The 23,626-nt window shown below is 59.3% G+C and carries 18 protein-coding genes, 1 tRNA gene and 1 pseudogene; 6 read left to right on the forward strand and 14 right to left on the reverse strand.

Going from position 1 to position 23,626, the window contains the following annotated elements; genetic code table 11:
* Positions 1-22 precede the first annotated feature (22 nt).
* The 4 genes from pqqF to AC1DQM_RS11905 form a co-directional block, all read right to left on the reverse strand.
* A complete protein-coding gene (pqqF, locus tag AC1DQM_RS11890; RefSeq protein WP_477746222.1) occupies positions 23-2,461 on the reverse strand; it encodes a pyrroloquinoline quinone biosynthesis protein PqqF in 2,439 nt (812 codons plus the stop codon).
* Positions 2,462-2,568: 107 nt separating this feature from the next.
* Positions 2,569-3,363 carry a carbon-nitrogen hydrolase family protein gene (locus AC1DQM_RS11895; protein ID WP_477746223.1) on the reverse strand — a complete coding sequence of 265 codons (795 nt, stop codon included), beginning with the start codon at positions 3,361-3,363 and terminating at the stop codon, positions 2,569-2,571.
* Between the two features lie 12 nt (positions 3,364-3,375).
* Positions 3,376-5,058, reverse strand: coding sequence for a flavin monoamine oxidase family protein (locus AC1DQM_RS11900; protein WP_018928833.1), 1,683 nt, complete (start codon positions 5,056-5,058; stop codon positions 3,376-3,378).
* 215 nt (positions 5,059-5,273) lie between these two features.
* Positions 5,274-5,735 carry an Lrp/AsnC family transcriptional regulator gene (locus AC1DQM_RS11905; RefSeq protein ID WP_007980298.1) on the reverse strand — a complete coding sequence of 154 codons (462 nt, stop codon included), beginning with the start codon at positions 5,733-5,735 and terminating at the stop codon, positions 5,274-5,276.
* 138 nt (positions 5,736-5,873) lie between these two features.
* On the opposite strand from AC1DQM_RS11905, the gene AC1DQM_RS11910 reads away from it, so the two are divergent.
* Positions 5,874-6,518, forward strand: coding sequence for a peptidase M41 (locus AC1DQM_RS11910; protein ID WP_477746224.1), 645 nt, complete (start codon positions 5,874-5,876; stop codon positions 6,516-6,518).
* 70 nt (positions 6,519-6,588) lie between these two features.
* Here AC1DQM_RS11910 and AC1DQM_RS11915 read toward each other — a convergent pair.
* Positions 6,589-6,898: pseudogene (locus AC1DQM_RS11915) on the reverse strand (DUF3077 domain-containing protein).
* A gap of 450 nt (positions 6,899-7,348) precedes the next feature.
* On the opposite strand from AC1DQM_RS11915, the gene AC1DQM_RS11920 reads away from it, so the two are divergent.
* Positions 7,349-7,543 (forward strand): hypothetical protein, encoded by a 195-nt coding sequence (locus AC1DQM_RS11920; RefSeq protein ID WP_018928835.1) that lies wholly within the window; start codon positions 7,349-7,351, stop codon positions 7,541-7,543.
* A gap of 125 nt (positions 7,544-7,668) precedes the next feature.
* Complete coding sequence (locus tag AC1DQM_RS11925) at positions 7,669-7,854, forward strand: hypothetical protein (RefSeq protein ID WP_007936539.1); 186 nt, start codon at positions 7,669-7,671, stop codon at positions 7,852-7,854.
* A 65-nt stretch (positions 7,855-7,919) separates the two neighbouring features.
* Here AC1DQM_RS11925 and AC1DQM_RS11930 read toward each other — a convergent pair.
* The 5 genes from AC1DQM_RS11930 to rpsU form a co-directional block, all read right to left on the reverse strand.
* Positions 7,920-7,996 (reverse strand) — tRNA-Ile (locus AC1DQM_RS11930).
* A gap of 15 nt (positions 7,997-8,011) precedes the next feature.
* A complete protein-coding gene (locus tag AC1DQM_RS11935; RefSeq protein WP_477746225.1) occupies positions 8,012-11,758 on the reverse strand; it encodes a bifunctional diguanylate cyclase/phosphodiesterase in 3,747 nt (1,248 codons plus the stop codon).
* 123 nt (positions 11,759-11,881) lie between these two features.
* A complete protein-coding gene (rpoD, locus tag AC1DQM_RS11940; protein WP_007936542.1) occupies positions 11,882-13,729 on the reverse strand; it encodes an RNA polymerase sigma factor RpoD in 1,848 nt (615 codons plus the stop codon).
* A gap of 67 nt (positions 13,730-13,796) precedes the next feature.
* On the reverse strand, positions 13,797-15,764 hold the full coding sequence (dnaG, locus tag AC1DQM_RS11945) for a DNA primase (RefSeq protein WP_018928839.1): 1,968 nt from the start codon (positions 15,762-15,764) through the stop codon (positions 13,797-13,799).
* Between the two features lie 483 nt (positions 15,765-16,247).
* On the reverse strand, positions 16,248-16,463 hold the full coding sequence (rpsU, locus tag AC1DQM_RS11950; protein WP_002551877.1) for a 30S ribosomal protein S21: 216 nt from the start codon (positions 16,461-16,463) through the stop codon (positions 16,248-16,250).
* Between the two features lie 199 nt (positions 16,464-16,662).
* On the opposite strand from rpsU, the gene tsaD reads away from it, so the two are divergent.
* Entirely contained in the window at positions 16,663-17,688 is a 1,026-nt protein-coding gene (gene tsaD / locus AC1DQM_RS11955; protein ID WP_018928841.1) for a tRNA (adenosine(37)-N6)-threonylcarbamoyltransferase complex transferase subunit TsaD, read from the forward strand.
* 23 nt (positions 17,689-17,711) lie between these two features.
* On the opposite strand, the gene plsY is transcribed toward tsaD, so the two are convergent.
* Positions 17,712-18,281 (reverse strand): glycerol-3-phosphate 1-O-acyltransferase PlsY, encoded by a 570-nt coding sequence (gene plsY, locus AC1DQM_RS11960; RefSeq protein WP_018928842.1) that lies wholly within the window; start codon positions 18,279-18,281, stop codon positions 17,712-17,714.
* Between the two features lie 74 nt (positions 18,282-18,355).
* Between plsY and folB the strand changes: the two genes are divergently transcribed.
* Positions 18,356-18,709: a dihydroneopterin aldolase gene (folB, locus tag AC1DQM_RS11965; protein ID WP_018928843.1), complete on the forward strand. Its 354-nt coding sequence runs from the start codon at positions 18,356-18,358 to the stop codon at positions 18,707-18,709.
* Positions 18,700-19,218, forward strand: a complete 519-nt coding sequence (gene folK, locus AC1DQM_RS11970) for a 2-amino-4-hydroxy-6-hydroxymethyldihydropteridine diphosphokinase (RefSeq protein WP_477746226.1) — start codon at positions 18,700-18,702, stop codon at positions 19,216-19,218. The genes folB and folK overlap by 10 nt, the downstream gene beginning before the upstream one ends.
* A 101-nt stretch (positions 19,219-19,319) precedes the next feature.
* Here folK and AC1DQM_RS11975 read toward each other — a convergent pair whose 3' ends face one another.
* From AC1DQM_RS11975 to AC1DQM_RS11985, 3 genes are all read right to left on the reverse strand, one after another.
* Positions 19,320-20,549 (reverse strand): multifunctional CCA addition/repair protein, encoded by a 1,230-nt coding sequence (locus AC1DQM_RS11975; protein WP_477746227.1) that lies wholly within the window; start codon positions 20,547-20,549, stop codon positions 19,320-19,322.
* A gap of 63 nt (positions 20,550-20,612) precedes the next feature.
* Positions 20,613-22,175 (reverse strand): SpoVR family protein, encoded by a 1,563-nt coding sequence (locus tag AC1DQM_RS11980; RefSeq protein WP_018928846.1) that lies wholly within the window; start codon positions 22,173-22,175, stop codon positions 20,613-20,615.
* A complete protein-coding gene (locus AC1DQM_RS11985) occupies positions 22,172-23,443 on the reverse strand; it encodes a YeaH/YhbH family protein (RefSeq protein WP_018928847.1) in 1,272 nt (423 codons plus the stop codon). The genes AC1DQM_RS11980 and AC1DQM_RS11985 overlap by 4 nt, the downstream gene beginning before the upstream one ends.
* Positions 23,444-23,626: the final 183 nt, after the last annotated feature.

Below are 23,626 nucleotides of genomic sequence, written 5' to 3' on the forward strand. Positions count from 1 at the left end.
CTAATTGCAGCGCCGGTAATGATCATTTTGCCACTTGCCAGCGCGTAGTCGGGCAAGGTCCGCTGGCCAGACAGCGCCAGCCACCTTCGGCCCTATTCAGTCGCTGTGCCGCGGCCAGCAAGGCTTTGCGGTCGATCTTCAGAATCGCTTGAGGTAAAAGGCCCAGATAATCCGACGAGTGGCCGGCCAGTTTGCCTTGCCAGAGCAGTTCGGCGGCCTGGGTGTTGGGCAGGGCGGTGCTGTCGAATTGATCGGCCAGGGCTTGGCGTTGGGCGATGAAGGTCAGCTCATCGATGCTTTCGATCATCCTTTCGAGCTCGCCGAGGAATTGTTCGATGTGCTGCAACAAGTCCAGAGGCGCGACGCTCGGCGATTGCACGCCGAACAACAGCCCGGTCTGACCGTTGATCTGGCGCAGGCCACTGAACACCGCGTAACCGAGTTGCAGCTCCACCCGCAAGCGTTGATAGAACGGTGTCTGGCACACGTGTGCGAGCAAGCGCCAGGCAGCTTCGTCGGCGATGTCATGGGTTGCCGTCGGACAAAAGAGTAACAGCGCGTGTTCGCTGGAGCCGGTATCGATGGCGCTCCAGAGATGCTGTGAGCCGATCGATAGAGGTGACGTCGATTGATGGTCTGGCGTTCCCGGCACACGACTCAACGCCAACCCCATCGCCGCTTGCGTCTGGGCCGACAATCCGGTCGCCAGGCCATCCCAGCGCGCACTCGACCAGAGTTGCTGCAAGTCATCCGAGGCTGCGGTGTGCTCAGTGCATAGATCGGGCAACGCCTTGAGCAGCTGTCGAATCGGCATCAATGGGGTGGCCGTCGGTGCTTCCTGTAAGAAACGGGCATCAGGTTTTGTCAGCGCTTTCAGCACATGTTCGAGGACTGTTGGCATCGGCTCCTGCAGGCCCGTCAGTTTCAGCAGCCACTCATTGCCCGATGCGCTGAAGGAAACGTCGACACCGGCCTGACGTGCATCCTCGCGCAACGGCCCCAGGTTGTTTTCCAGATTGGTCTGAAGACGGCCATGAGGCGCGGACTCCAGGCGCCAGCGCAGATAAACCGCGCCTTCATCCGTGTTATCCGGCAACGCCTGACTGAACTGCATCGGCGAACGTTCGCGGCGACTGCGCGAGCGATCCTGGGCAAAGGTCCGCAGGCCACGGTGGGCGCTGGTCTGGCCGCGAATCAAGCCGGCATTCGGGGCTGGAGTCTCGGTACGCAAAAACGGGTTGGGGGGCGGTAGTTGCCACTGGCCGGTGAAGTTATCCACGGCGCCGATTTGTTGCAGGATTGCCTTGAGGGCGACAACGCCCTGTTCGGACAACCCCGGTGCAAGTTGCTCGCTGTCCCGTTGGGCCAGTTGCAAGGCGCTGCTGACTTGTTGTTGGCGCTGCTGCAGGGCTGCGTATTCTTCGCGCAATTGGGCCCAATCCTGACGGGAGGCAAAAAAGCCCAGCCAATCCAGAAGCCGTTCGCGGATCACGTTGCCCGATTGCGTGGCGTTTGCGGGCAGCGTGAATTCGATGTGCAGCAAGGCTTGCCCGGCATAGCAGTAGAGCGGCGCGGCTTTCAGGTTGTCTGCCAGCCCGCTGTCTCGCAGCTGCGCCAACAGGCCGCCGGGCTTTGCGGCGGTCAGCCAATGGCACAGGAACGCCAGCGCTTCGGGCGATGAGTCGGGCAGCCCTTCGAAGGTGAACAGCAGATCCAGTCGACGTTCTCCAGCCTGTTGATAACTATTGGCCGATGAATCCATCAACAGGCTGGGCTTTGCCTGGGGGACTTTTTTACCGGCGGGAATGGCAAGGGCAAACGCCTGCGCCATCCCTTTCAATGCTTCGAGACTCTGCGGGCCGGCCAGGCTCAACGTCATTTGCCCGGTCTGATAAAACTGCTGATGGAAGTCCTTCAACGCTTGCTGAAACTCGGGCTGCGGAATCGGCAGGCTGTAACGGTTGCCAGCATGAAACGCCCGTAACGGGTGAGCCGCCGAGAGCCCGTCGAACAGCGCGAATTGCTGTTGGGCTGTGGCATCCCGCGACCAGGCGACAAATTCGGCGTGCAGCACTTCCCGTTCCCGCCGCTGATCGTCCGGATTCATACGCGGATGGGCGAGCATGTCTGACAGATGCTCCAGCCCAGCGCTGAACGTCTGGGGCGGCAGTTCGAAAAAGAAGTCCGTCGTCCGTTCGCTGGTTCGCGCGTTTACCTGCCCGCCATGACCTTGTACGTAGGCCATCAGCCCTTGTCCTGCGGGAAAGCGCTCTGTACCCAGGAACAGCAAATGCTCGAGAAAGTGCGCCAGCCCTGGCCAGGCCGATGGCACGTCGTGACTGCCGGCAGCGACCCGCAACGCAGCGGCGCCGCGCTTCAAACCGGGAGCATGACGCAGCGTCACCCGCAGACCGTTGGCCAGGGTTTCAGTGTGAAGGTGGGGGTGATTCAGCGCAGGCATGAGCACTTCCAGAACAGAGAAGCGCTAATGCTAGCGGATTAGGGGGCGTTCTCAATGAGTTTCCACACTGCGCCGGGGAAACATATTGAGAACGCCCCCTAAGTGGATCAGCGCTTGTTCAGCGCGTCGTAAAGCTCGGGACGACGATCGAGGAAGTAGCGATTGGCTGCGCGGGAATCGATCATCAGCTGGCGATCCAGCTCACCGACAATCAGCGCTTCATCAAGACCGGCCTGGGCGATACGGCTGCCATCCGGCGCGGCGATGCTGCTCTGGCCGCAATACTGGATCTCGCCCTCGCTCCCACAGTAGTTGGCGTAAGCCACATAACACTGGTTTTCGAAGGCCCGGGCGCGGACGGTGACGTCGGCGATGAAATCGTAGGGAATCATGTTCGCGGTCGGTACCAGGATCAGCTCGGCACCGGCTAACGCCAGACGCCGGGCGTTCTCCGGGAACTCCAGGTCGTAGCAGATCAAAAAGCCAAGCTTCCAGCCGTTGAGTTCAACCAACGGAAACTCATCCGGCCCGGGGCTGAACATCGAGTGATCGAGGTCGCCGAACAGATGAGTCTTGCGGTAGTTGCACAGCCGCTCGCCATTGGCGTCGATCAACTGCACGGCGTTGTAGATCTGCCCGTCCTCGGTACGCTCCGGGTAGCCATACAGAATGGCGATCCCGGTTGCCTTGGCGATACGCGCGATTTGCTGCGCCGATTCACCGTTGTGCACCTCCGCCAGCACGCTGACGGCGTCTATGCCGATGTTGTAGCCGGTCAGGAACATCTCCGGCACCACCAGCAAATCCGCGCCCTTGGCCTCCAGCGCCAGTTGATGCAGGCGTTGCAGGTTGCCTGCGACATCCAGGGGCAGCGGTGGACATTGGTAAAGGGCTACGCGCATTTCGGATTCCTCTTACTCGGGCAGGGCGATCGGACCGATCTCGTTGAACACATCTCCTGGACCCGGGTTTTCGGCGTGAGTTTCACCGCCGAAGTGTTTCATGATGCCCCATACCGCGTTGAGCGACGTCTGCACCGCGCCTTCAACCCACGCCGGCGTCCATGAAACGTCATCGCCGGCGATGAAAATCCCGCGTTGCTCGGGCGGCATGTCGTCCTGCATGAAGTGCGCGTACATGCGCTGGTTATAGCGATAGTGGCCGGGCAGCGCGCCTTTGAAGGCCCCGAGGAAATGCGGGTCGGCTTCCCACGACACGGTGATCGGATCGCCGATGATCCGCGCGGCGATGTCGACTTTCGGGTAGATCTTCTTCAGCGCATCCAGCGCCAGCTTCACGCGCTTTTCCACTGGCTGTGGAAGCATTTTCAGGGCGTCACTCATCCATGAGTACGACAGGCAAATCACCCCAGGCTTGTCGTCGCCGTTATCGAACAAGTACGTGCCACGGGTCAGGCGATCAGTGAGGGTCATGCTCATCAGGTCGCGGCCGGTTTCCGGGTCTTTGTCCTTCCAGAACGGGCGGTCGACCATCACGAAAGTTTTCGACGACTGCATGTAGCGGGTACGGTCCAGGGCCATCCACATCTTTTGCGAGAACAGGCTCTCGTCGCACTCGATCTGGGTGGTCAGCAGCCAGCTCTGGCAAGTGGTCAGCACCGCTGCGTATTCGCGGGTGTCGCCCCAGTTGTCGGTGACCGCAAAACGGCCGCCTGCCGCGTGGGCAATTTTCTTCACGCCGGTACGCGGCGCGCCGTTGTGCAACGAGCTGAGGCTGGTGCCTTCAGGCCAGTGCACGCAACGCTCCGGCACATGGCGCCAGATGCCTTGCGGCACTTGTTCCACGCCGCCGACCACCAGGTGCTGGTGATCGTCGCAGTTGGTCATCACCACGCGGAAGATTTCCAGCATCGAGTTGGGGAAGTCCGAGTCCCAGCCACCGGTGCCGAAACCGACCTGGCCGAACACTTCGCGGTGATGGAAGGAGAGCTTGGCGAAGGCTTTGGAGGTGGCGACGAAATCGTAGAACGTGCGGTCGTCCCACAACGGCACCAAGGTGTTCCACAATTCCTTGAGGCGCGGCACGTCGCGATCGCGGATCGCCTGCTGGATCTCGCCGAAGCGAGAACCGTCTTCCAGGGCATCGGCCCAAGCGTCAGCTACTTCCTGGAACAGTGCAGGAAGATCCGCCAGTTTCTGTGCGTAATGGGTTTTGCCTTCCAGATCGATCACCGTGCTGCCAGACGCGGGGGTCAGCGGGTTCGGGAAGGGCTTGGTCTCGAGGCCGAGTTTGTCGACGTAGTGATAAAACGCAGTGGACGACACCGGGAAGCGCATGCCGCCGAGCTCGGCGATGATGCCTTCGGCACCGTTGAACGCCTGGGAGCGCAGACGACCGCCCATTTTCGAGGCTTCGTAGACGACTGGTTTCAGGCCCAGTTTCATCAGTTCATAGGCGGCCACCAGACCGGCAATGCCAGCCCCGACGATCGCCACTTCGGCGCCGTGATTGTGCGCTGGAATGCTCCCCAGCCCGGCCGGGTGCTCGATCCAGTCATCGAAGGCGAAAGGAAAATCCGGGCCGAAAATAGTGACTGGTTTTTTACCGTCTGCAGGATGGCGATTGTTCTTGTTCATGGCTGACCTTGCTGGCGACCCGACGCAGGATGCGCGTCTGAGTATAGGAAAAGATGGCAGCCATTCTAGAGAGCGTAGAACACGTTAATAAGACGCAATGTGTCGTCGTTTTGCTAATTGTTTTATCAATATGACGATTTATCACTACATATTGTAGGAGCGAGGCTTGCCTGCGAAGAGGCCCGACCAGACACCGAAGACCTACCGGCGGAAATTCAAACCGGCTGCCCCCGATCAATCTTGCTGCTCAGGATGATCGAAGTCGTCGTCTTCTCCACCCCATCCACACTGCCGATCTGATCCAGCAACTGATCCAGCTGCTCCGGCGAATCGGTGCGCAACCACGCCACATAATCAAACTCGCCACTCACCGCACACAGCTGCTGCACCTGAGCCATGGCGCTAAGTCGTCGCAGCACTTCCTTGCCAGACCTCGGTTGCACCGTAATCCCGACGTAAGCCTGCAATCCGCCATCCACCACACGCTGACCCAGTCGCACACCGTAACCGGTGATCACCTTGGCCTTTTCCAACCGGGCCAGGCGCGAAGTAACGGTGGTCCGGGCGATGCCCAGTTGCCGGGCAAGCATGGCCACACTTTCACGGGCATTGATCTGCAAGGCGGCGATCAATTGGCGGTCGATTTCGTCGAGAACGGGCGGGCGAGTGTCAGGCAAAGGGGTATCTCCAGCGGTACAGAGCAATGGGCAGGCATATTACAGGCAGTCCATGCCCTCAACGGGTTAATTGGATGGACACAAATTGTCACTCGTAGTCGAATGCGCAACCAGGGGCTGTGAAGCGAGGGGATCGAAATGAAGAGCATGCCTGCGGCTCTGCGCGACTATGCACTGCAGATTGCCAATCACGAAATGGGGCATTACGTCGTAGCCCGAGCCCTGGGTTTTGAAACGGGTGATGTGACCCTGAAAGTGACCATGGGTCTGACGCACCATGGCGGGGCCTCCATTACCTTGACGCGGTCCATTTCGTCGCTCGAAGCCATGAAGGAACATTTGGAAGCCCGGATAATGGTCCTCTTCGCTGGCGCCATGGCGCAGACCTTGCCTGCAAAGCACTCGCCCGAGAAACGCGTCGATAAGTCGAAAGCGGTAGCCATCCTGAAAGGAGAGTTTGGAGCGGAACAGGATCACGCAAAAATAAGAGAGTTGCGGTACTTGCTTCGAAACATCGCCTATCCCGATACGGATCCAGCGTCGTCTGATCGCATCATTGCTGAGCTGACAGACATTAATGATCGCTTGTGGTTGCGCACCCAAGAAATCGTCGAGGTGTTGGCCGATACGATTACTGGATTGGCGGGGCTTTTGGTGGAGCGCATGGTCATTGTGGAGCAGTGGGGTAGGGGGGCGGATACGTATGAGATTGTGTTGGTGGGTGAAATGCTTGAGCGGTTGCAGCCGGTGCAGGCCATTCCAACGTTAAGTGTTTGGGCTTAAGCATCCGAACTCCCGATCACGATCTGGAAGCCCCGAAAAATCGGGGCGTGTTTCAAGTAATGTGCAGGCGCTATTCCTCGGACTCTGTCGCCGTCCGGGCAGGCCGAGGTGTCAGCACTTTCACCACATCATCAATCACCGCTTTGCTCATCGCCGTCAGGTAGTGTGCGGCCCAGGCGTGGCGGTCGGTGTCTTTTGCGTAGGCTGCGTCATTCGGCAAATGATTTGGCGAGGGATAGCAGGTCGGAGGTTTGAGTCAATGCATCGAGGATGGGGACGCCAGCGCTGACGTGGAACAGTGGCTGATCCGAGCAATAGGTGAAGGGCGTGAGGCCGATGGTTTTCAGTTCGGAAGCTGCGGGCGGAATTGTTTTGGTCATGGTTCTACTCCTGGGTTCGAGGAGCTGCCCTTTTCGTTACCACACGAAAAGGTGGCAGCTGTACGCAGGGTGGTAAACCGGGAACCAAGGAAACCGGCACGCCCGAGGGCGTCCCACGCACAGCCGCCATATCAAGATCACAGGCATAAAAACTGCCTGTATTCGTAATGAGTGCACTGTTGTGCTGGTTTCACCGGGTTACCACACCCGATCGCTGCATTGGCAGCGACGTCTGGAGAGTATCCCGTCGAAGAAAAGCCCAACAAGGCGGCAAAGTGCCTAAATGCGCCCATTACGCAATTCTCGGAGTTTGCCTACAACCTTGGCGGACGTCATCTGATAACCCACCGTCCGCACAAAATATAACCTAGACGGCAGATAGGAATAATGATGCACGGCCCGCCTCAGAGCAGCGCATAAGGCGCGACCCGAGCTCCGACAGGATGACTGATGCTACAGAATGACCGCGATAATCTGGAACTCGATAAGCTCCAAGTCGAAATCCGGAAATTCATGGCCGAGACCCGCAAGTTTATGGCCGAAGAAAGTAAGCTCAGACAGGAAGCCTTTTGGTATCCGTTTGCGGTGGGCGCGGGTCTGGTCACCGCCTTCGTCGCAGCCGTTGGGCTGTGGTCCAAGCTCTAATACCGAGCCCGCCAGAGCGCAGCCAATCATCGGCGGCGCTTGAGTTTTGCCGCGGAGCAGCCCACCTTATCCAACTAGGGCTAGCGCATTAGGCGCGGCCCGTGATCCACACAGGAAGACGCAGTATGTCCACACCCCCCACGACTCAAGCCAGCATTGAACAGTTGCACCGAGACGTGGCCGCTTTGGCTGAAGACATGCGTAGCCCAGCACCCACTGCGACCCGAGCGATACTACTGCCGTTTGGGCTCGGCGCCGCGCTGGCCCTAGTGACCTTTGCCGTCGTCGCCTTGGTGGCTCGGCTGGTCTAAACCCCTAAGACCAAACGTCAATCTCAGAAAACGCAAAAGCCGCGCATTAGCGCGGCTTTCTTGTTTGGTGGGCCCACACGGACTTGAACCGTGGACCAAAGGATTATGAGTCCTCTGCTCTAACCAACTGAGCTATAGGCCCTCAGTAGGCCGCGGATTATAGCGATGGTTTCTCGGCTGTGCTATCCGAAAAATCCGATACGGTTATACGAAGAAACGTCGCGGCGAATTCGTCGGGGGGAAGTGGCAGGCTGACGATGTAGCCCTGGATCTGTTCGCAGCCTTCGGCGGTGAGGAATTGTTGCTGGGCATGGGTTTCGACACCTTCGGCGATGACGGTGAATTGCATGCTGCGGCCCAGGGCGATGATTGCGCGGACAATCGCTGCGTCGTGCGGGTCGTCCGGCAAGCCGCGGACGAAGGACTGGTCGATCTTGAGGATGTCCAGCGGCAGGCGTTTGAGGTAGCTCAGGGACGAATAACCGGTGCCGAAATCATCGATCGCCAGCTGCACGCCCAGGCGTTTGAGTTGGTGCAGGACCGTCAGCGCTTCTTCGGCCTGGCTCATGATGAAGTTTTCGGTAATCTCCAGTTGCAGAAAATCAGGTTTGAGGCGGTTGTCCTTGAGCAATTGCTCGATCCGGCCGAGCAGGTTCGGCTGGCGTAATTGAGCGCCCGCCAGGTTGACCGAGAGTGGGCCGAGGCACTCATAGACCTGATTCCACTCGTACATCTGCTGGCAGGCAGTCTCCAATACCCAATCACCGATTTGCAGGATCATGCCGTTTTCTTCGGCCAGGGGAATGAAGTGCTCGGGGGGCACATCGCCAAAGGTCGGGTGATGCCAGCGAATCAGCGCTTCGGCACCGACCAGCCGATGATCCTTGAGGCTGATTTTGGGTTGGTAGTACAAAAACAGCTCATTGCGCTCGATGGCGCGTCGCAGTTCATGCTCCAGTGCCACGCGTTCGCTGGCCTGGGCGGTGAGGTCGCGGGTGTAGCTTTCAACCCGGTTACGGCCCTTGGCCTTGGAGCGATACATCGCGGCATCGGCGTTCTTGACCAGCGTGGCAACGTCGCAGCCGTCCTTGGGATACAGGCTGGTGCCGATGCTGGCGCTGATGAAAAACTCGTGCTCGCCGGCCTGGAAAGGGGCGCTGAAGCAATTGAGCAGCTTGGTGGCAATGTTGTCGGCATCGCTGGCCTGTTGCAGGCCGGGGAGCAGGATGATGAATTCGTCGCCACCCAGCCGCGCCACGGTATCGATATCGCGCAACTGCTCCTTGAGGCGTACGGCGATGCCTTTGAGCAGCAGGTCGCCGACCGGGTGACCGAGGCTGTCGTTGATGTGTTTGAAACGGTCCAGGTCCAAGAATAGCACGGCGCCTTGGCCACCGTTTTCCTGCTGGTTGTTCAGCGCGGTCAGCAGGCGGCTTTCGAACAGTGTGCGATTCGGCAGGCCGGTCAGCGGATCGTGGTGCGCCTGGTAGTCGAGTTTGGCTTGCGCATGCTTGAGGCTGGAAATGTCCGCGAACACCGCGACAAAGTGGGTGATGAGTTTGTCCCGGTTGCGCACGGCGCTGATGGTCAGCCAGCTCGGGTAGAGCTCGCCGTTCTTGCGCCGGTTGGAAATCTCGCCTTGCCAATGACCTTCGGCGGTCAGTTGATGCCACATCGCAGCATAGAAGGCGCTGTCGTGCAGGCCCGAGGCGAGCAGGCGAGGGGTGTGGCCCAGTGCTTCGGTCTCGCTGTAGCCGGTGATTTCGGTGAATGCCCGATTGACCGCGCTGATGTGCTGTTGGGTGTCGGTGATCAAGACGCCCTCGGCGGTGCTTTCGAACACGGTGGCGGCCTGTTGCAATTTTTCCTGCATCAGGTGCCGCTCGGTAATGTCCCGGGCGATGGTCAGCATGCAGTCTTCATCGCCGATGGGCAGCGGTCGGCTTGAAACTTCGCAGAGCCGGATCTGCCCGTCCTTGCGGCGGATGTGGCAACTGAAGTCGCGGACGAAACCATCGCGGTGCAGCAATTCGAGCATCTGTTTGCGCTCGTTGAGATTGACCCAGATCCCCAGGTCCAACGCCGACCGATCTACCGACATCGCACTGTTGAACCCGGTTATACGGCTGAAACCTTCGTTGACCTCCAGCAGCAAGCCGTCGCTCTGCCGGGACAGCAGCAAGCCGTCGGGGGAGGCGTGGAAGGCCTTGGCAAATTTCTCTTCGGAGGTTTGCAGCTGTTGCTGGGTTTCCTTGAGCTGACTGATGTCTCGTACGACGACCACCAGGGCCGGGGTCGTGTCGAGGTCGAAAGGCTCGGCGGAAATCAGGCCGGTAAACACCTGGCCATTGTTGCGGCGAAAGGGCATCTCCAGGTTGCGGATACTGCCGGCCTGCAACCGCTGCAGCAAACCCGGTCCCACGCCGGGAACGCCCCAGATGTTCAGGTCGGTGGCCGTCTGGCCTATGACGTCTTCGGCCTTGAGGCCGATCTGTTCCTCGAACGCTTCGTTGACTTCCAGCAGGCAGCCATCGGAAAGCCGTGCGATCACCAGAATATCCGGGCATTGCTGGAACACTGAGGCGAACTTCTGTTCCGACAGGCGCAGCGCCTCTTCGGTGCGCTTGGCTTCGCTGATGTCGATCATCAGCCCGCGCAGGACCGGTTCATGGCCGTGCTCGATCAGGCTGACGATATCGCGGACCCACAGGCAACGGCCATCAGCGGTGATGACCCGGTAATCGACGCTGTGATCGCGCCCGGCCGCCACTTCACGGTCGCAGAAGGCCTGGGCCCGGGTGAGGTCCGCGGGGTGGATGATGTTGCGCCAGAAGCCCGGAATCAGCCAATGGGACAGGGGATAACCGAGGAGGTCCTGGGCGTGGGGCGACACGTAACTGTAGGTGTAATCGCTGATCTGCGCTTCCCAGGCGATGGCTGAAAGACTCTCCACCAGCCCGCGATAATGGTATTCGCTGCTGCGCAGCTCCTGTTCCAGATTGACCCTGCGGGCTATTTCCGAACTCAGTCGGCGGTTGATCCGGATAACCACTGCCAGAACGACGATCAGAAGCAGTAGTCCTGGGAGGCCGTACATCAGCACATCGGACCAGAAGGTTCGATGATCGAGGACATTACCGACCCAATGTTCTTGGATGGCACTGATTTCACTCGGGCTCATGTCTGCCAGGACTTTGTCCAGGATACTGACCAGCAGCTTGTCGTTCGGCGGGACGGCCATCGCCAATTGATAGCGGTAGGGCGTTTCACCGCTGACGTAGAGCCCTTCGAGCTTGAGCTGGCGCAGGCTCCAGACGCTGGAGGCAAGATCGCCCACGACGGCGTCCACCGCATCGGTGGCAAGTGCCTGCAGCGCCGAGCTGACATTGGGCATTGCCACCAGATTCAAGTCGGGATGCTGGGTGCGCAACAGTTCATGGGGAGCGTAGTTTTCCACCACGGCGATCTTCAGCCCGTACAGATCTTTGAGTTTGCGCGGTTGGGGGCCTCCGACGTGGGCCAGAATGACAATCGGAAAATCGAGGTAGGGGCGGGTGAACGACAGATAGGTCTGGCGCTCGGGGGTCGACATGATGCCCGGCAAGATGTCTAGCTTGCCTTGTTTGGCCTGCTGCAGCACTTCAGTCCAGCTGACCGGTTCGATGGGCGTGAGTTTGATGGCCAGCCGTTGCCGGATGACGTTGATATAGTCCGCTGCCAGGCCCTGATAACGCCCATGATCGTCGCGAAACTCAAACGGCGGCCAGGAGGCATCGACGCCCAGGCGCAATTCCGGGTGAGCCGCCAGCCAGCTACGTTCTTCGTCGGTCAGAGTCAGCGCGCCAGCCGTTGCGGTCCAGGTCATCAGCGACAGCAAAAAAAGCACGGTCGACCATCTGGGCATAACGGTCTCGTTATGGCTTTGGGGGAATGCTTCGAGTGTAGACGGGCTATTCGGCGGGTGGGACGTGCGGGGCATTTAATCTGCATAAAGCAAAACCCCCGGCCTGGGCCGGGGGTTCTGTGATCACTCGTCGAGGAAGGAGCGCAAATGCTCGCTTCTCGTCGGGTGGCGCAGCTTGCGCAGCGCCTTGGCTTCGATCTGACGAATCCGTTCACGGGTCACGTCGAACTGCTTACCAACCTCCTCGAGGGTGTGGTCGGTATTCATGTCGATACCGAAACGCATGCGCAAAACCTTGGCTTCACGGGCAGTGAGGCCGGACAGGACTTCGCGAGTCGCTTCTTTAAGGCTCTCAACGGTGGCGACATCGATTGGCGACTGCATGGTCGAGTCTTCGATGAAGTCACCCAGATGGGAGTCTTCGTCATCACCGATCGGGGTTTCCATGGAGATCGGCTCTTTAGCGATCTTCAATACCTTGCGGATCTTGTCCTCAGGCATTTCCATGCGTTCGCCCAGCTCTTCCGGGGTCGGTTCGCGACCCATTTCCTGCAACATCTGCCGGGAAATACGGTTGAGCTTGTTGATCGTCTCGATCATGTGCACCGGAATACGGATGGTGCGGGCCTGGTCGGCGATCGAGCGAGTGATCGCCTGACGGATCCACCAGGTGGCATAAGTCGAGAATTTGTAGCCACGGCGGTATTCGAACTTGTCTACCGCTTTCATCAAGCCAATGTTGCCTTCCTGGATCAGATCGAGGAACTGCAGGCCACGGTTGGTGTACTTCTTGGCGATGGAGATCACCAGACGCAAGTTCGCTTCGACCATCTCTTTCTTCGCGCGGCGGGCCTTGGCCTCACCGATCGACATGCGACGGTTGATGTCCTTGATCTCGGCGATCGTCAAACCGGTTTCGGTTTCCAGCGCGGTCAGCTTCTGCTGGCAACGAATGATGTCCGGTTGCAGGCGACCAATGGCTTCAGCGTATTTGCTTTTGCCTTTGGCCAGTGCATCGCTCCAGCTTTCGTCGACTTCATTGCCCGGGAACTGGCGCAGGAAATCGGCACGCGGCATGCGGGCATCACGAACGCACAATTGCATGATCGCGCGCTCTTGCTGACGCAGACGATCCAGGGCGCTGCGAACACGCTCGACCAGGCCTTCGAATTGCTTCGGCACCAGTTTGATCGGCATGAACAGCTCAGCCAGGGCCAACAGCTCGGCAATCGCAGCCTTGTTGTAGCGACCGTGCTTTTTCAGCGCCTTGCGGGTGATTTCCATCTGATCGGCGACAGCGCCAAAACGCTGTGCGGCGATGACCGGATCCGGACCGCTTTCGGCTTCTTCTTCGTCATCGCTTGCTTCGGCGTCATCGTCGTCGGTGTCGTCGTCCGCTTTCACGGCTTTCGGGTCGACAGGCGGTGGCACTTCGGCTGCAGGCGGCGCAATGCCGTCGTCCGGGTCGATATAACCGCTCAGGACGTCGGACAGGCGGCCACCTTCGGTGGTGACGCGAGTGTACTCGGAGAGAATGTGGTCAACCGTGCCAGGGAAGTGCGCGATTGCGCCCATCACTTCGCGGATGCCCTCTTCAATACGCTTGGCGATTTCGATTTCGCCTTCACGTGTGAGGAGCTCTACCGTACCCATTTCACGCATGTACATGCGCACTGGGTCGGTGGTGCGACCAATGTCGGTCTCGACCGCTGCCAACGCTGCTGCTGCCTCTTCGGCCGCGGCTTCGTCGGTATCGGCGTCGGCCAGCATAAGGGAATCCTTATCTGGCGCAACCTCGAATACGTTGATCCCCATGTCATTGATCATGCGGATGATGTCTTCCACCTGTTCCGGATCTGAAATATCCTCCGGCAGGTGGTCGTTGACCTCCGCGTAAGTCAGGTAGCCCTGCTCACGACCAAGTGTGATCAACTCTTTGATACGAGACTGCTGTTGCGCTTTTCCGGACATAACACCCTATCCACTGAAGGTCTTGGCGGGCAAAAAACAAGCCGAGGATTATACCTGAGCTATGACCTCACGCGCCAGTTGAGGTCGGGTTTGATGCGCAAACATTGCGGCTTAAAAGGTCGCGCAGTTGATTTTTCTCTTCGGCACTCAACTCACTTTGACGCGCTTTTCGAAGAAGTTGTTCCAGATTTCGCTCGCGTTGGCGGGCTGACAAGCTAGTAATGGTGTCGAAAAACTGTTGTTCAAGGTTATCTCCATCAATCAGCCATTCCTTTTCTGCCAGCGCTTTCAGCAGTCGGCCCTGTTCAGTGCCGTGCCAACGCGCAATCAGTTGAAATGAGTTTAGCTTGGGATTCTTCTGTACGGCTTCGAGCAGGGCGACCAGCAGTTGCGTGTTAGTGTGGTCTTCGGCCGCAAAGTGCCCGGCATCCTCGACTTTTTCGGCCAGTTGCGGGTGATGCAGCAACGTGCGCAAGGCGGCCAGGGTGGGTGGCTCTACAGCAGCCGGTACCCGTGGCGCGCGCGGTTGATCGCGATCGCCGCCACGTTTGCCGTTCTTGTCCCACGGCTTCTTGTCCCATTTCTTACCGCCAGCGCCGGGTTTTTTCGGCGTCCACTCCTGCTGCGGCACATACATCTCTTGCGCCTGCGGCTGATGGTAGTCGCTGTAATCGGGCATGGCGTCGTAATCAATGCCCGGGTCGTACGCCGGTGGTGCTTCCTGAGGTGCGCTTTGCACCAGTTGACTCACGGCTTCGCCGCTGAGCCCGGTAATTTCGGTCAGGCGCTGGCGCATCAGAATGCGTAGGTTGGCGCCCGGAACCTTGTCGATCAGTGGCGCGGCGAGGGTAGCCATGTGGGCCTTGCCTTCAAGCGAGCGCGGGTCCGATTCCTCGGTCAGCTGCTGGAAAAAATAATCGGCCAATGGCTGTGCATGCTGATTGATCCGCGCGCGGAAGGCGTCAGTGCCTTCGGAGCGGACCAGTGTGTCCGGGTCTTCGCCTTCGGGCAGGAATAGAAAGCGTGCACGCCGTCCGTCCTGCAAGCTCGGCAGCGTCGCCTCCAGTGCGCGCCACGCGGCGTTGCGGCCGGCCTGGTCGCCGTCAAAGCAGAACAGCACGTTGGGCACGACGCGAAACAGTCGCTTCAAGTGCTCTTCGCTGGTGGCGGTGCCCAGGGTTGCCACAGCATTGCGCAGGCCTTGCTGGGCGAGGGCGATGACGTCCATGTAGCCTTCGACGACGATGATTTCGTCGAGGTTGCGGTTGTTCTTGCGCGCTTCGTAAAGGCCATAGAGTTCCTGGCCCTTATGGAAAACCGGGGTTTCCGGTGAGTTCAGGTATTTCGGCTTGTCATCGCCCAGTACCCGGCCACCGAAGGCGATGATGCGCCCGCGGCTATCGCGGATCGGGAACATCACGCGATCGCGGAAGCGGTCATAGCGCTTGCCGGTTTCGGCGTTCTCCACCAGCAGGCCGGCATCGATCATGGCTTTTTGCTGCAGGGTGTCGCTGCTCAGATGCTTGAACAGATTATCCCAGCCGGGCGGAGCGAAACCGAGGCCGAAATCCCGAGCAATTTCGCCGGTCAATCCACGACCTTTCAAGTAATCCACGGCCGCTTTGCGCGCCGGATGGCTTTTCAGGGCCTGGCGGTAAAAATCGGCGGCAGCGGTGAGCAGCGGATACAGCGGCGAATCGGTGGGCTGCCGCGGTTTGTGCGGTCGGCCGCTTTCTTCGCGGGGGATTTCCATGCCGGCGGCTTTGGCCAGTTCTTCGACCGCCTGGGGGAAGTCCAGGTTGTCGTGGTCCATGATGAAGCCGAGGGCGTTACCGCCAGCGCCGCAACCGAAGCAGTAATAGAACTGTTTATCGGGGCTGACGCTGAAGGAGGGGGTTTTCTCTTTGTGAAATGGGCAGCAGGCAGTGTAGTTCTTGCCGGCCTTTTTCATTTGCAGGCGCGAGCTGACCACATCGACGATGTCGGTGCGGTTCAGAAGGTCGTCAATGAAGCTCTGGGGAATTAGCCCGGCCATGGCGTTCTCGTCATCTGCGCTGAAATGGACCCGAAACGAAGTGCGGCCGAACGCAGGTCGTTGTTTGAGGCGCGCAGGGTGTGCGGCTCGACCGGTGTCGTCTGCGTAATCGCTGTCGGGAAGTGTATCTGCCGAAAATCCACTGACGTTAGTACCAATCAGCATTCGACTATTCGAAAGTGTTTCGCTGAGTCCGGCGACGGCCAATCTATGGCCTCGGATAGCTCAATAAGCGGGCACGCAAGAAGGCGCCTTGGGCTGATCGTCGTGAGAGGAATCAGTGGGTGTGCTCGTCAGTAGCCTTGAAAGGCTCGTCAGAAAAGACGTGCACCGCTGGCAAAAGAGCCAGGTCTGACGCTGTGAAGCAGGTTTGTCTCGGTCGCGTCTGCGGCTTTGACGGTGAAGCATCAAGCGTTGTCCGCAAATGCCATTAGCCCGGCTGAGGGCCGGGCTTGGCAGAAGCTTGCTACGATCGTCTGTGTATTAGTACAGACGAACGGCGCGGCGCTGTTCGCGCTGTACTTTCTTGGCGTGACGCTTAACAGCGGCTGCTGCTTTGCGCTTACGCTCAGAAGTAGGCTTCTCGTAAAATTCGCGGCTACGAACTTCAGCCAGTACACCGGCTTTTTCGCAGGAGCGCTTGAAACGACGCAGAGCTACGTCGAAGGGTTCGTTCTCTTTAACTTTGACGGCTGGCATCCAGAGCTACCTTCATTCATTACCGGGGTCAACATCCTCGCGGCAAAAGAGCACTTGAAGACGTCGGTTTTTAAGGGTTGCGGATGTTAACCCCTCATCGCTCGGAATGCAAAGCCTCTGATCGAAAACCGCTGGTCGGGGCATCACGCGACGACTATTATGCGCGCCTTCGAATTCAGCCTCTACAAGGCGCAAACCCATGCTAGTACTGGGATTAGAAACCTCTTGCGACGAAACCGGTGTCGCACTTTACGACAGTGAACGCGGGTTGTTGGCCGATGCGCTGTTCAGTCAGATCGACCTGCATCGCGCTTATGGCGGCGTTGTGCCGGAGCTGGCTTCGCGCGATCACGTCAAACGCATGCTGCCCTTGATCCGTCAGGTGCTGGCGGAGGCCGACTGCGTGCCGACCGAGATCGACGCCATCGCTTATACCGCCGGCCCCGGCCTGGTCGGAGCCCTGCTGGTAGGGGCTTCCTGCGCGCAGGCGCTGGCTTTTGCCTGGGGTATCCCGGCACTGGGCGTGCACCACATGGAAGGTCACTTGCTGGCGCCGATGCTGGAGCCGCAGCCACCGGAGTTCCCGTTCGTCGCTTTGTTGGTCTCGGGCGGTCATACGCAGCTGGTTCAGGTCGATGGGATCGGTCAGTACACGCTCTTGGGCGAGACCCTCGACGATGCCGCCGGCGAAGCGTTCGACAAAACTGCAAAAATGATGGGCCTCAATTACCCGGGCGGTCCGGAGATCGCTCGTCTGGCGGCGCAAGGCGTTGACGGACGTTTCGTCTTCCCGCGTCCGATGTGTGATCGTCCGGGCCTGGCGTTTAGCTTCAGCGGTTTGAAAACCTTCGCCTTGAACACCTGGCAGCAATGCGTCAGCGCCGGGGACGACGGCGAGCAAGCCCGTTGCGACATCTCGCTGGCGTTCCAGCAGGCCGTGGTGGAGACTTTGACCATCAAGTGCAAGCGTGCCCTGAAACAGGCTGGCATGAAGCGTCTGGTGATCGCTGGCGGCGTCAGCGCCAACAAGGCGTTGCGTACGTCACTGGAAAAAATGCTCGGCGACATGAGGGGCGATGTGTTTTATGCCCGTCCGGAGTTCTGCACCGACAACGGTGCGATGATTGCGTTTGCCGGCTGCCAGCGCTTGCGGGCCGGTCAGCACGAAAGCCTGGCAATCAGCGTGCAGGCGCGCTGGCCGATGGAGCAGTTGTCGGCGCTGTGATGAGTGGCGCTCACGTGCGGTATTTAAAAATGCCGTTCGCGCCCGGCAAACAGGTCGCGTAGATTGCCGCGATGACGCCAGACGATCAGCCCCGTGAGTGCGCTCATGGGCAGCAGTGCCGCCGGTTCTTGCCAGGCGAGCAGCGGCAGGGTCAGGGGTGTGGCAATCAGGGCGGCGAGTGAGCTGGTGCGGGTCAGGTAGAACGTCAACAGCCAGGCACAGACCGCCAGCAGCGCAGCGGGTGGATAGAGCCCCAGCAGCATGCCGGCCGCGGTGGCGACACCCTTGCCGCCGCGAAAGCGGAAGTACAGTGGAAACAGGTGACCGATGACGGCGAAGACGCCGATCCAGGCCTGTTCCTGCAGTGAAAGGCCCATTGCACCTGCGACCAGCACTGGCAGCAGGCCTTTGCAGAGGTCGCCGAGCAAGGTCAGGATGGCGAGTTTTTTGCCGGCCAGACGAAACATATTGGTGGCACCGGCATTGCCCGAGCCACTCATTCGCGGATCGGGGTTACCGGTCAGGCGGCTGAGCAAAATGGCGAAGGACAGAGAGCCGAGCAGGTAGGCGAAAATCGCCAGTGACCAAAACATGCTAACTATTCCGGGCGAGGACGCCCTGATTCTAACGGCGCATTGCGCCCTTGTCGTGCAGCGGAGAGAAGTGCTTGGACAGAGTGTTTATCGAGGGCCTGGAAGTCGACACCGTGATTGGTGCCTACGACTGGGAACGAGGCATCCGACAGTGTCTGCGACTTGATCTGAGCTTCGCCTGGGACAATCGTCCGGCCGCTGCTGGTGATGACCTGACCCTGGCGCTTGACTACGCGAGCGTTTCGTCACGCATCCAGGCTTTTGCCGAGCAGGCGCAGTTCCAGCTGGTCGAGACGTTTGCCGAGCGTCTGACAGAAGTGCTGATGAGTGAGTTCAAGATCACCTGGATGCACCTCAAGCTGACTAAGCCAGGTGCCGTTCCGGCGGCCAAGGGCGTGGGTGTGGAGATCGAGCGCGGATGTCGCTGACTCAGGTGTACCTCGGGCTCGGTAGCAACATCGAGCGCGAATCCCATTTGCAGGCTGGCCTGGACGCCCTGGCGGGTTTCCTGGTGGATATGCGCTGCTCGGCGGTGTTCGAAAGCCAGCCGGTGGGGATCAAGAGCGGGCCGTTTTTCAACTTTGTGGTCTCGGCCTATACCGATCTACCGTTGATGGAGCTGGATCGACGGCTGAAATTCATCGAAGCGGATAACGGCCGTTACGCGCCGGACCGCAAGGGCTTGCCGCTGGATATCGACGTGCTGCTGTTCGGCGACCTGGTGGGTAACTTCGATGGCTTGATCTTGCCCAGGGCAGAGATTCTGAAAAATGCCTTCGTGCTGTGGCCGTTGTCGCTGATTGCGCCGGACAGAGTGCATCCGGGCGTAGGCAAAAGCTTTGCGACCTTGTGGAGCGAGGCGCGGATCGATCAGGTGTTGGCGCCGGTGGCTTTTGAGTGGCGTGGCCAGCAGTTGACCCCCTTGAATCTGCTGTGATCTTGCTGACGCCTTCGCGGGCAAGCCTCGCTCCTACAAGTTTGACGTCGATTGTATGAACGGCACCAACCTGTAGGAGCGAGGCTTGCCCGCGAAGCTTTTCAGGCTGACGCCGCGTCTTTGTAAGCCTTCAACGCCTTGAGCCGCTCGCGCTTGATCGCCTCGCCCAACTCCGGCCCCTTGAATCCCTTCTCCAGCAACGGCTGAACCGCCACGCTTCGCGCTGCAGTCGCCGCACCGCGCAAATAATCCGCCTGTGGATAACTTCGCTGCTCCAGGCCTTTGCGCCCTCGAGCGTCCATCTCGCACGCCGCAATAAACTCCTCAAAGCGCTGAGGTCGACGATAGACGTCGAAACTCTGCAGCAACTCCAGCAGGGTCGACGGTTTCAGCTCCAGAGCCCGGTGGCCATGGGTGTGATACTCGCCCACCAGCAGTGCCAATTCCTGACAATCCTTCGGTGCCTTGAAGCGCTCGTTGATCGCTTTGATCAGCTTCAGGCCTTTGTGCTCGTGGGCGATGTGGCGGGGCCATTCCTCCTCGGGCGTCAGTCCTTTGCCCAAGTCGTGCAGCAGGCAGGCCCAGCGCACGGTCAGCGGTTGTTTGTGCTGTGCCGCTTGCTCCAGCACGCTCAGGGTATGCACGCCTGTGTCGATTTCCGGGTGATGGGCCTCGGGTTGCGGTACACCGAACAGCGCATCGACTTCCGGCATTAGCACTTTGAGCGCACCGCACTCGCGCAGCACCTGGATGAACACCTGGGGTTGGTCTTCCATCAGCGCACGGGCGATTTCTTTCCAGCTGCGTTCCGCGGTCAGTGCCTCCAGTTCACCCGATTCGCTGAGTTGCCTCATCAGCGCCAGTGTCTCGGGGGCGACGGTGAAGCCCAGTCCTGCATAACGCGCGGCGAAGCGGGCAACGCGCAGAACGCGGAGCGGATCTTCGGCGAACGCGGGGGAAACGTGACGAAGCAGGCGAGCCTCGAGATCCCGCTGGCCATGGTAGGGGTCGGTCAGGTTCTGCTGATCGTCTTCGGCCATGGCGTTGATCGTCAGGTCACGACGAATCAGGTCTTCTTCGAGCGTGACTTCGGGGCTGGCGTGAAAGGTGAAGCCGCCGTAACCGCGCCCGCTTTTGCGTTCGGTGCGGGCGAGGGCGTATTCCTCACCGCTTTTGGGGTGAAGAAATACCGGAAAATCCGCACCCACCGGGCGAAAGCCCTTGGCGAGCATTTCTTCGGTGGTGGCGCCTACCACGACCCAGTCGATATCGGTGACAGGCCTGCCCAGCAGGCGATCGCGTACCGCACCACCGACTTTATAAATCTGCATAAAAAACCTCCGTTAGCCCGACAGAATAACCTTTGCGTCGAACTTCCGGAGGCCGAAACAGGATCAAAGATGAATGACAGCCAAGTCTAGCCGGCCGTAGTCTCCCTCGCCGTGTTCGCTTCTGGGTGGAACATGGTGGGTTTTCACCACCTGATCCCCTTGCAGGGTTTCCAGGTGAATGTCGAAGCCCCAGAGCCGATGCAGGTGCTTGAGCACTTCCTCGGTGGAATCGCCGAGCGGCTTGCGGTCGTGCTGCTGGTGACGCAGGGTCAGCGAGCGGTCCCCGCGCCGGTCGATGCTGTAGATCTGGATGTTGGGTTCGCGATTGCCCAGGTTGTATTGCGCCGCCAGGGTTTCGCGGATGGTTCGATAGCCCTCTTCGTCGTGGATCGCCGGAACCAGCAGATCATCCTTTTGGTCGTCATCGAGGATGCTGAACAGCTTCAGGTCGCGGATCACCTTGGGTGACAGGTACTGCAGGATGAAGCTCTCGTCCTTGAAGCTGCTCATGGCGAATTTGATGCTGGACAGCCAGTCTGTGCCGGCGATTTCCGGGAACCAGCGGTAGTCCTCTTCGGTAGGCTGTTCGCATATCCGCCGGATATCGCGATACATGGCAAAACCGAGGGTGTAGGGGTTGATTCCGCTGTAGTAGGGACTGTCGAAGCCCGGCTGGAACACCACGCTGGTATGGGACGTCAGGAACTCCATCATGAAGCCATCGGTGACCAGGCCTTCGTCATACAAGTCGTTCATCAAGGTGTAGTGCCAGAAGGTGGCCCAGCCTTCGTTCATCACCTGTGTCTGGCGCTGTGGATAAAAATACTGGGCGATCTTGCGCACGATCCGCACGATTTCACGTTGCCATGGCTCCAGCAGCGGGGCGTGTTTTTCGATGAAATACAGGATGTTTTCCTGAGGCTCGGCGGGGAAGCGTGCGTTGTCCTTGTCGCTGAATTTGTCCGCGCCTTTTGGAATGGTCCGCCACAAATCGTTGATCTGCTTTTGCAGATGTTCTTCCCGATCCTTCTGCCGACGGCGTTCTTCTTCGGCGGAAATCGGATAAGGGCGTTTGTAACGGTCGACCCCGTAATTCATCAGCGCATGGCAGGAATCGAGCAAGTCCTCTACCGCGTCGATACCGTGGCGTTCTTCGCACTGCATGATGTACTGCTTGGCGAACACCAGGTAATCGATGATCGAGCTGGCGTCGGTCCAGGTGCGGAACAGGTAATTACCCTTGAAGAAGCTGTTATGGCCATAGCAGGCGTGAGCCACCACCAGGGCCTGCATGCAGATGGTGTTTTCTTCCATCAGATAGGCGATGCAAGGGTCCGAGTTGATCACAATCTCGTAGGCCAGCCCCATCTGGCCGCGGCTGTAGGATTTTTCGGTACTTAGGAAGTGTTTGCCATAGGACCAATGGTGATAACCCAGGGGCATGCCCACAGAGGCGTAGGCGTCCATCATCTGTTCGGCAGTGATGACTTCGATCTGGTTGGGGTAGGTATCGAGCGCATAGCGGGCCGCGAGACGACTGATTTCGCGGTCGTAGGCCTGGATCAGCTCGAACGTCCATTCGGAGCCGGTGGAAATGGGTTGGCGCTTTTGCTCTTTGGCGGTCATGTCACTAACCTGCGCTGGAAGAGTTCACGGAAGACCGGATAGATATCCCCGGCCGAGACCAGTTGCTGCTGGGCAAAAGTGTCAGAGAAGGCTTCGGCGATGCGTTCGTACTCGAACCACAGGGCCTGGTGTTCGCGCGGGGTAATCTCTACATAAGTGTAGTACTGCACGAACGGCATGATCTGATTGATCAGAATGTCGCGGCAGATCGGCGAGTCGTCGTTCCAGTTATCGCCGTCGGACGCCTGGGCGGCATAGATATTCCACTCATTGCTCGGATAACGCTCGGCCATGATCTCCTGCATCAGTTTAAGGGCGCTGGAAACGATGGTACCGCCGGTTTCCCGGGAGTAGAAAAACTCCTCCTCATCCACTTCGCGGGCACTGGTGTGGTGGCGGATGAACACGACGTCGATTTTGTCGTAGTTCCGCTTGAGGAACAGGTACAGCAGGATGAAGAAGCGCTTGGCGATGTCCTTGGTCGCCTGGGTCATGGAGCCGGACACGTCCATCAGGCAGAACATCACTGCTTTGGAGCTCGGGTTCGGCTGTTTGATCAACAGGTTGTACTTGAGGTCAAAGGTGTCGAGAAATGGCACTCGGTGAATGCGCGCACTGAGCTTCTCGATTTCCGCTTCGAGTTCCTGGATGTCGCCGAAGTTGTCCGGCTCCTCCCGTCTAAGCCGGGCGAGCTCCTCTTTGACTTCGCGCAGTTTTGCCCGGCTGCTGCCGGACAGGGCGATTCGCCGGGCATGGGCCGAGCGCAGCGTACGGATAATGTTGATCCGTGACGGGTTGCCCTCGTTGCTGATGCCCGCGCGTACGGTCTTGAAGGTGTCGGTGCCGGTCAGGTGACGTTTGACCAGGTTAGGCAGTTCAAGGTCCTCGAACATGAATTCGAGGAATTCTTCCTGGGTGATCTGGAAGACGAACTCGTCCATCCCTTCACCCGAGTTACCGGCCTTACCGGGGCCTCTGCCGCCGCCACCTCCGGGCGGACGGGCAATGTGCTCGCCGCTGGTGAACTCCTTGTTGCCCGGGTGCACGATGGTCTGCTTGCCGCCCCGGCCATGGTGAAGCACCGGCTCGTCGATGTCGCGGCCGGGAATGCTGATTTGCTCGCCGTGTTCCATATCGGTAATGGAACGCCGGCCTACCGCCTCTTCGACGGCCTTTTTGATGTGATCACGGTAGCGCCGCAGAAACCGCTGACGGTTTACCGTGCTCTTGTTCTTGCCATTGAGACGTCGGTCGATCACATAGCTCATGACTGCTCCTTAGAAGCTGTCCTGAAAGGGGCGAGCGGTTATGCAGCATCGACCTGTGCCGAGGGATGTTCACGCTCCCCCAAGCGCTTCTGGATGCTGCCTGAACCTCGTTACCGACTTTCGAACACCTCCCAGAGGTCTGTGTAACAGAAAATGCGTACACAGGCCTCTGGCTAACGACAA

The organism is Pseudomonas sp. 01L34, from assembly GCF_056400265.1.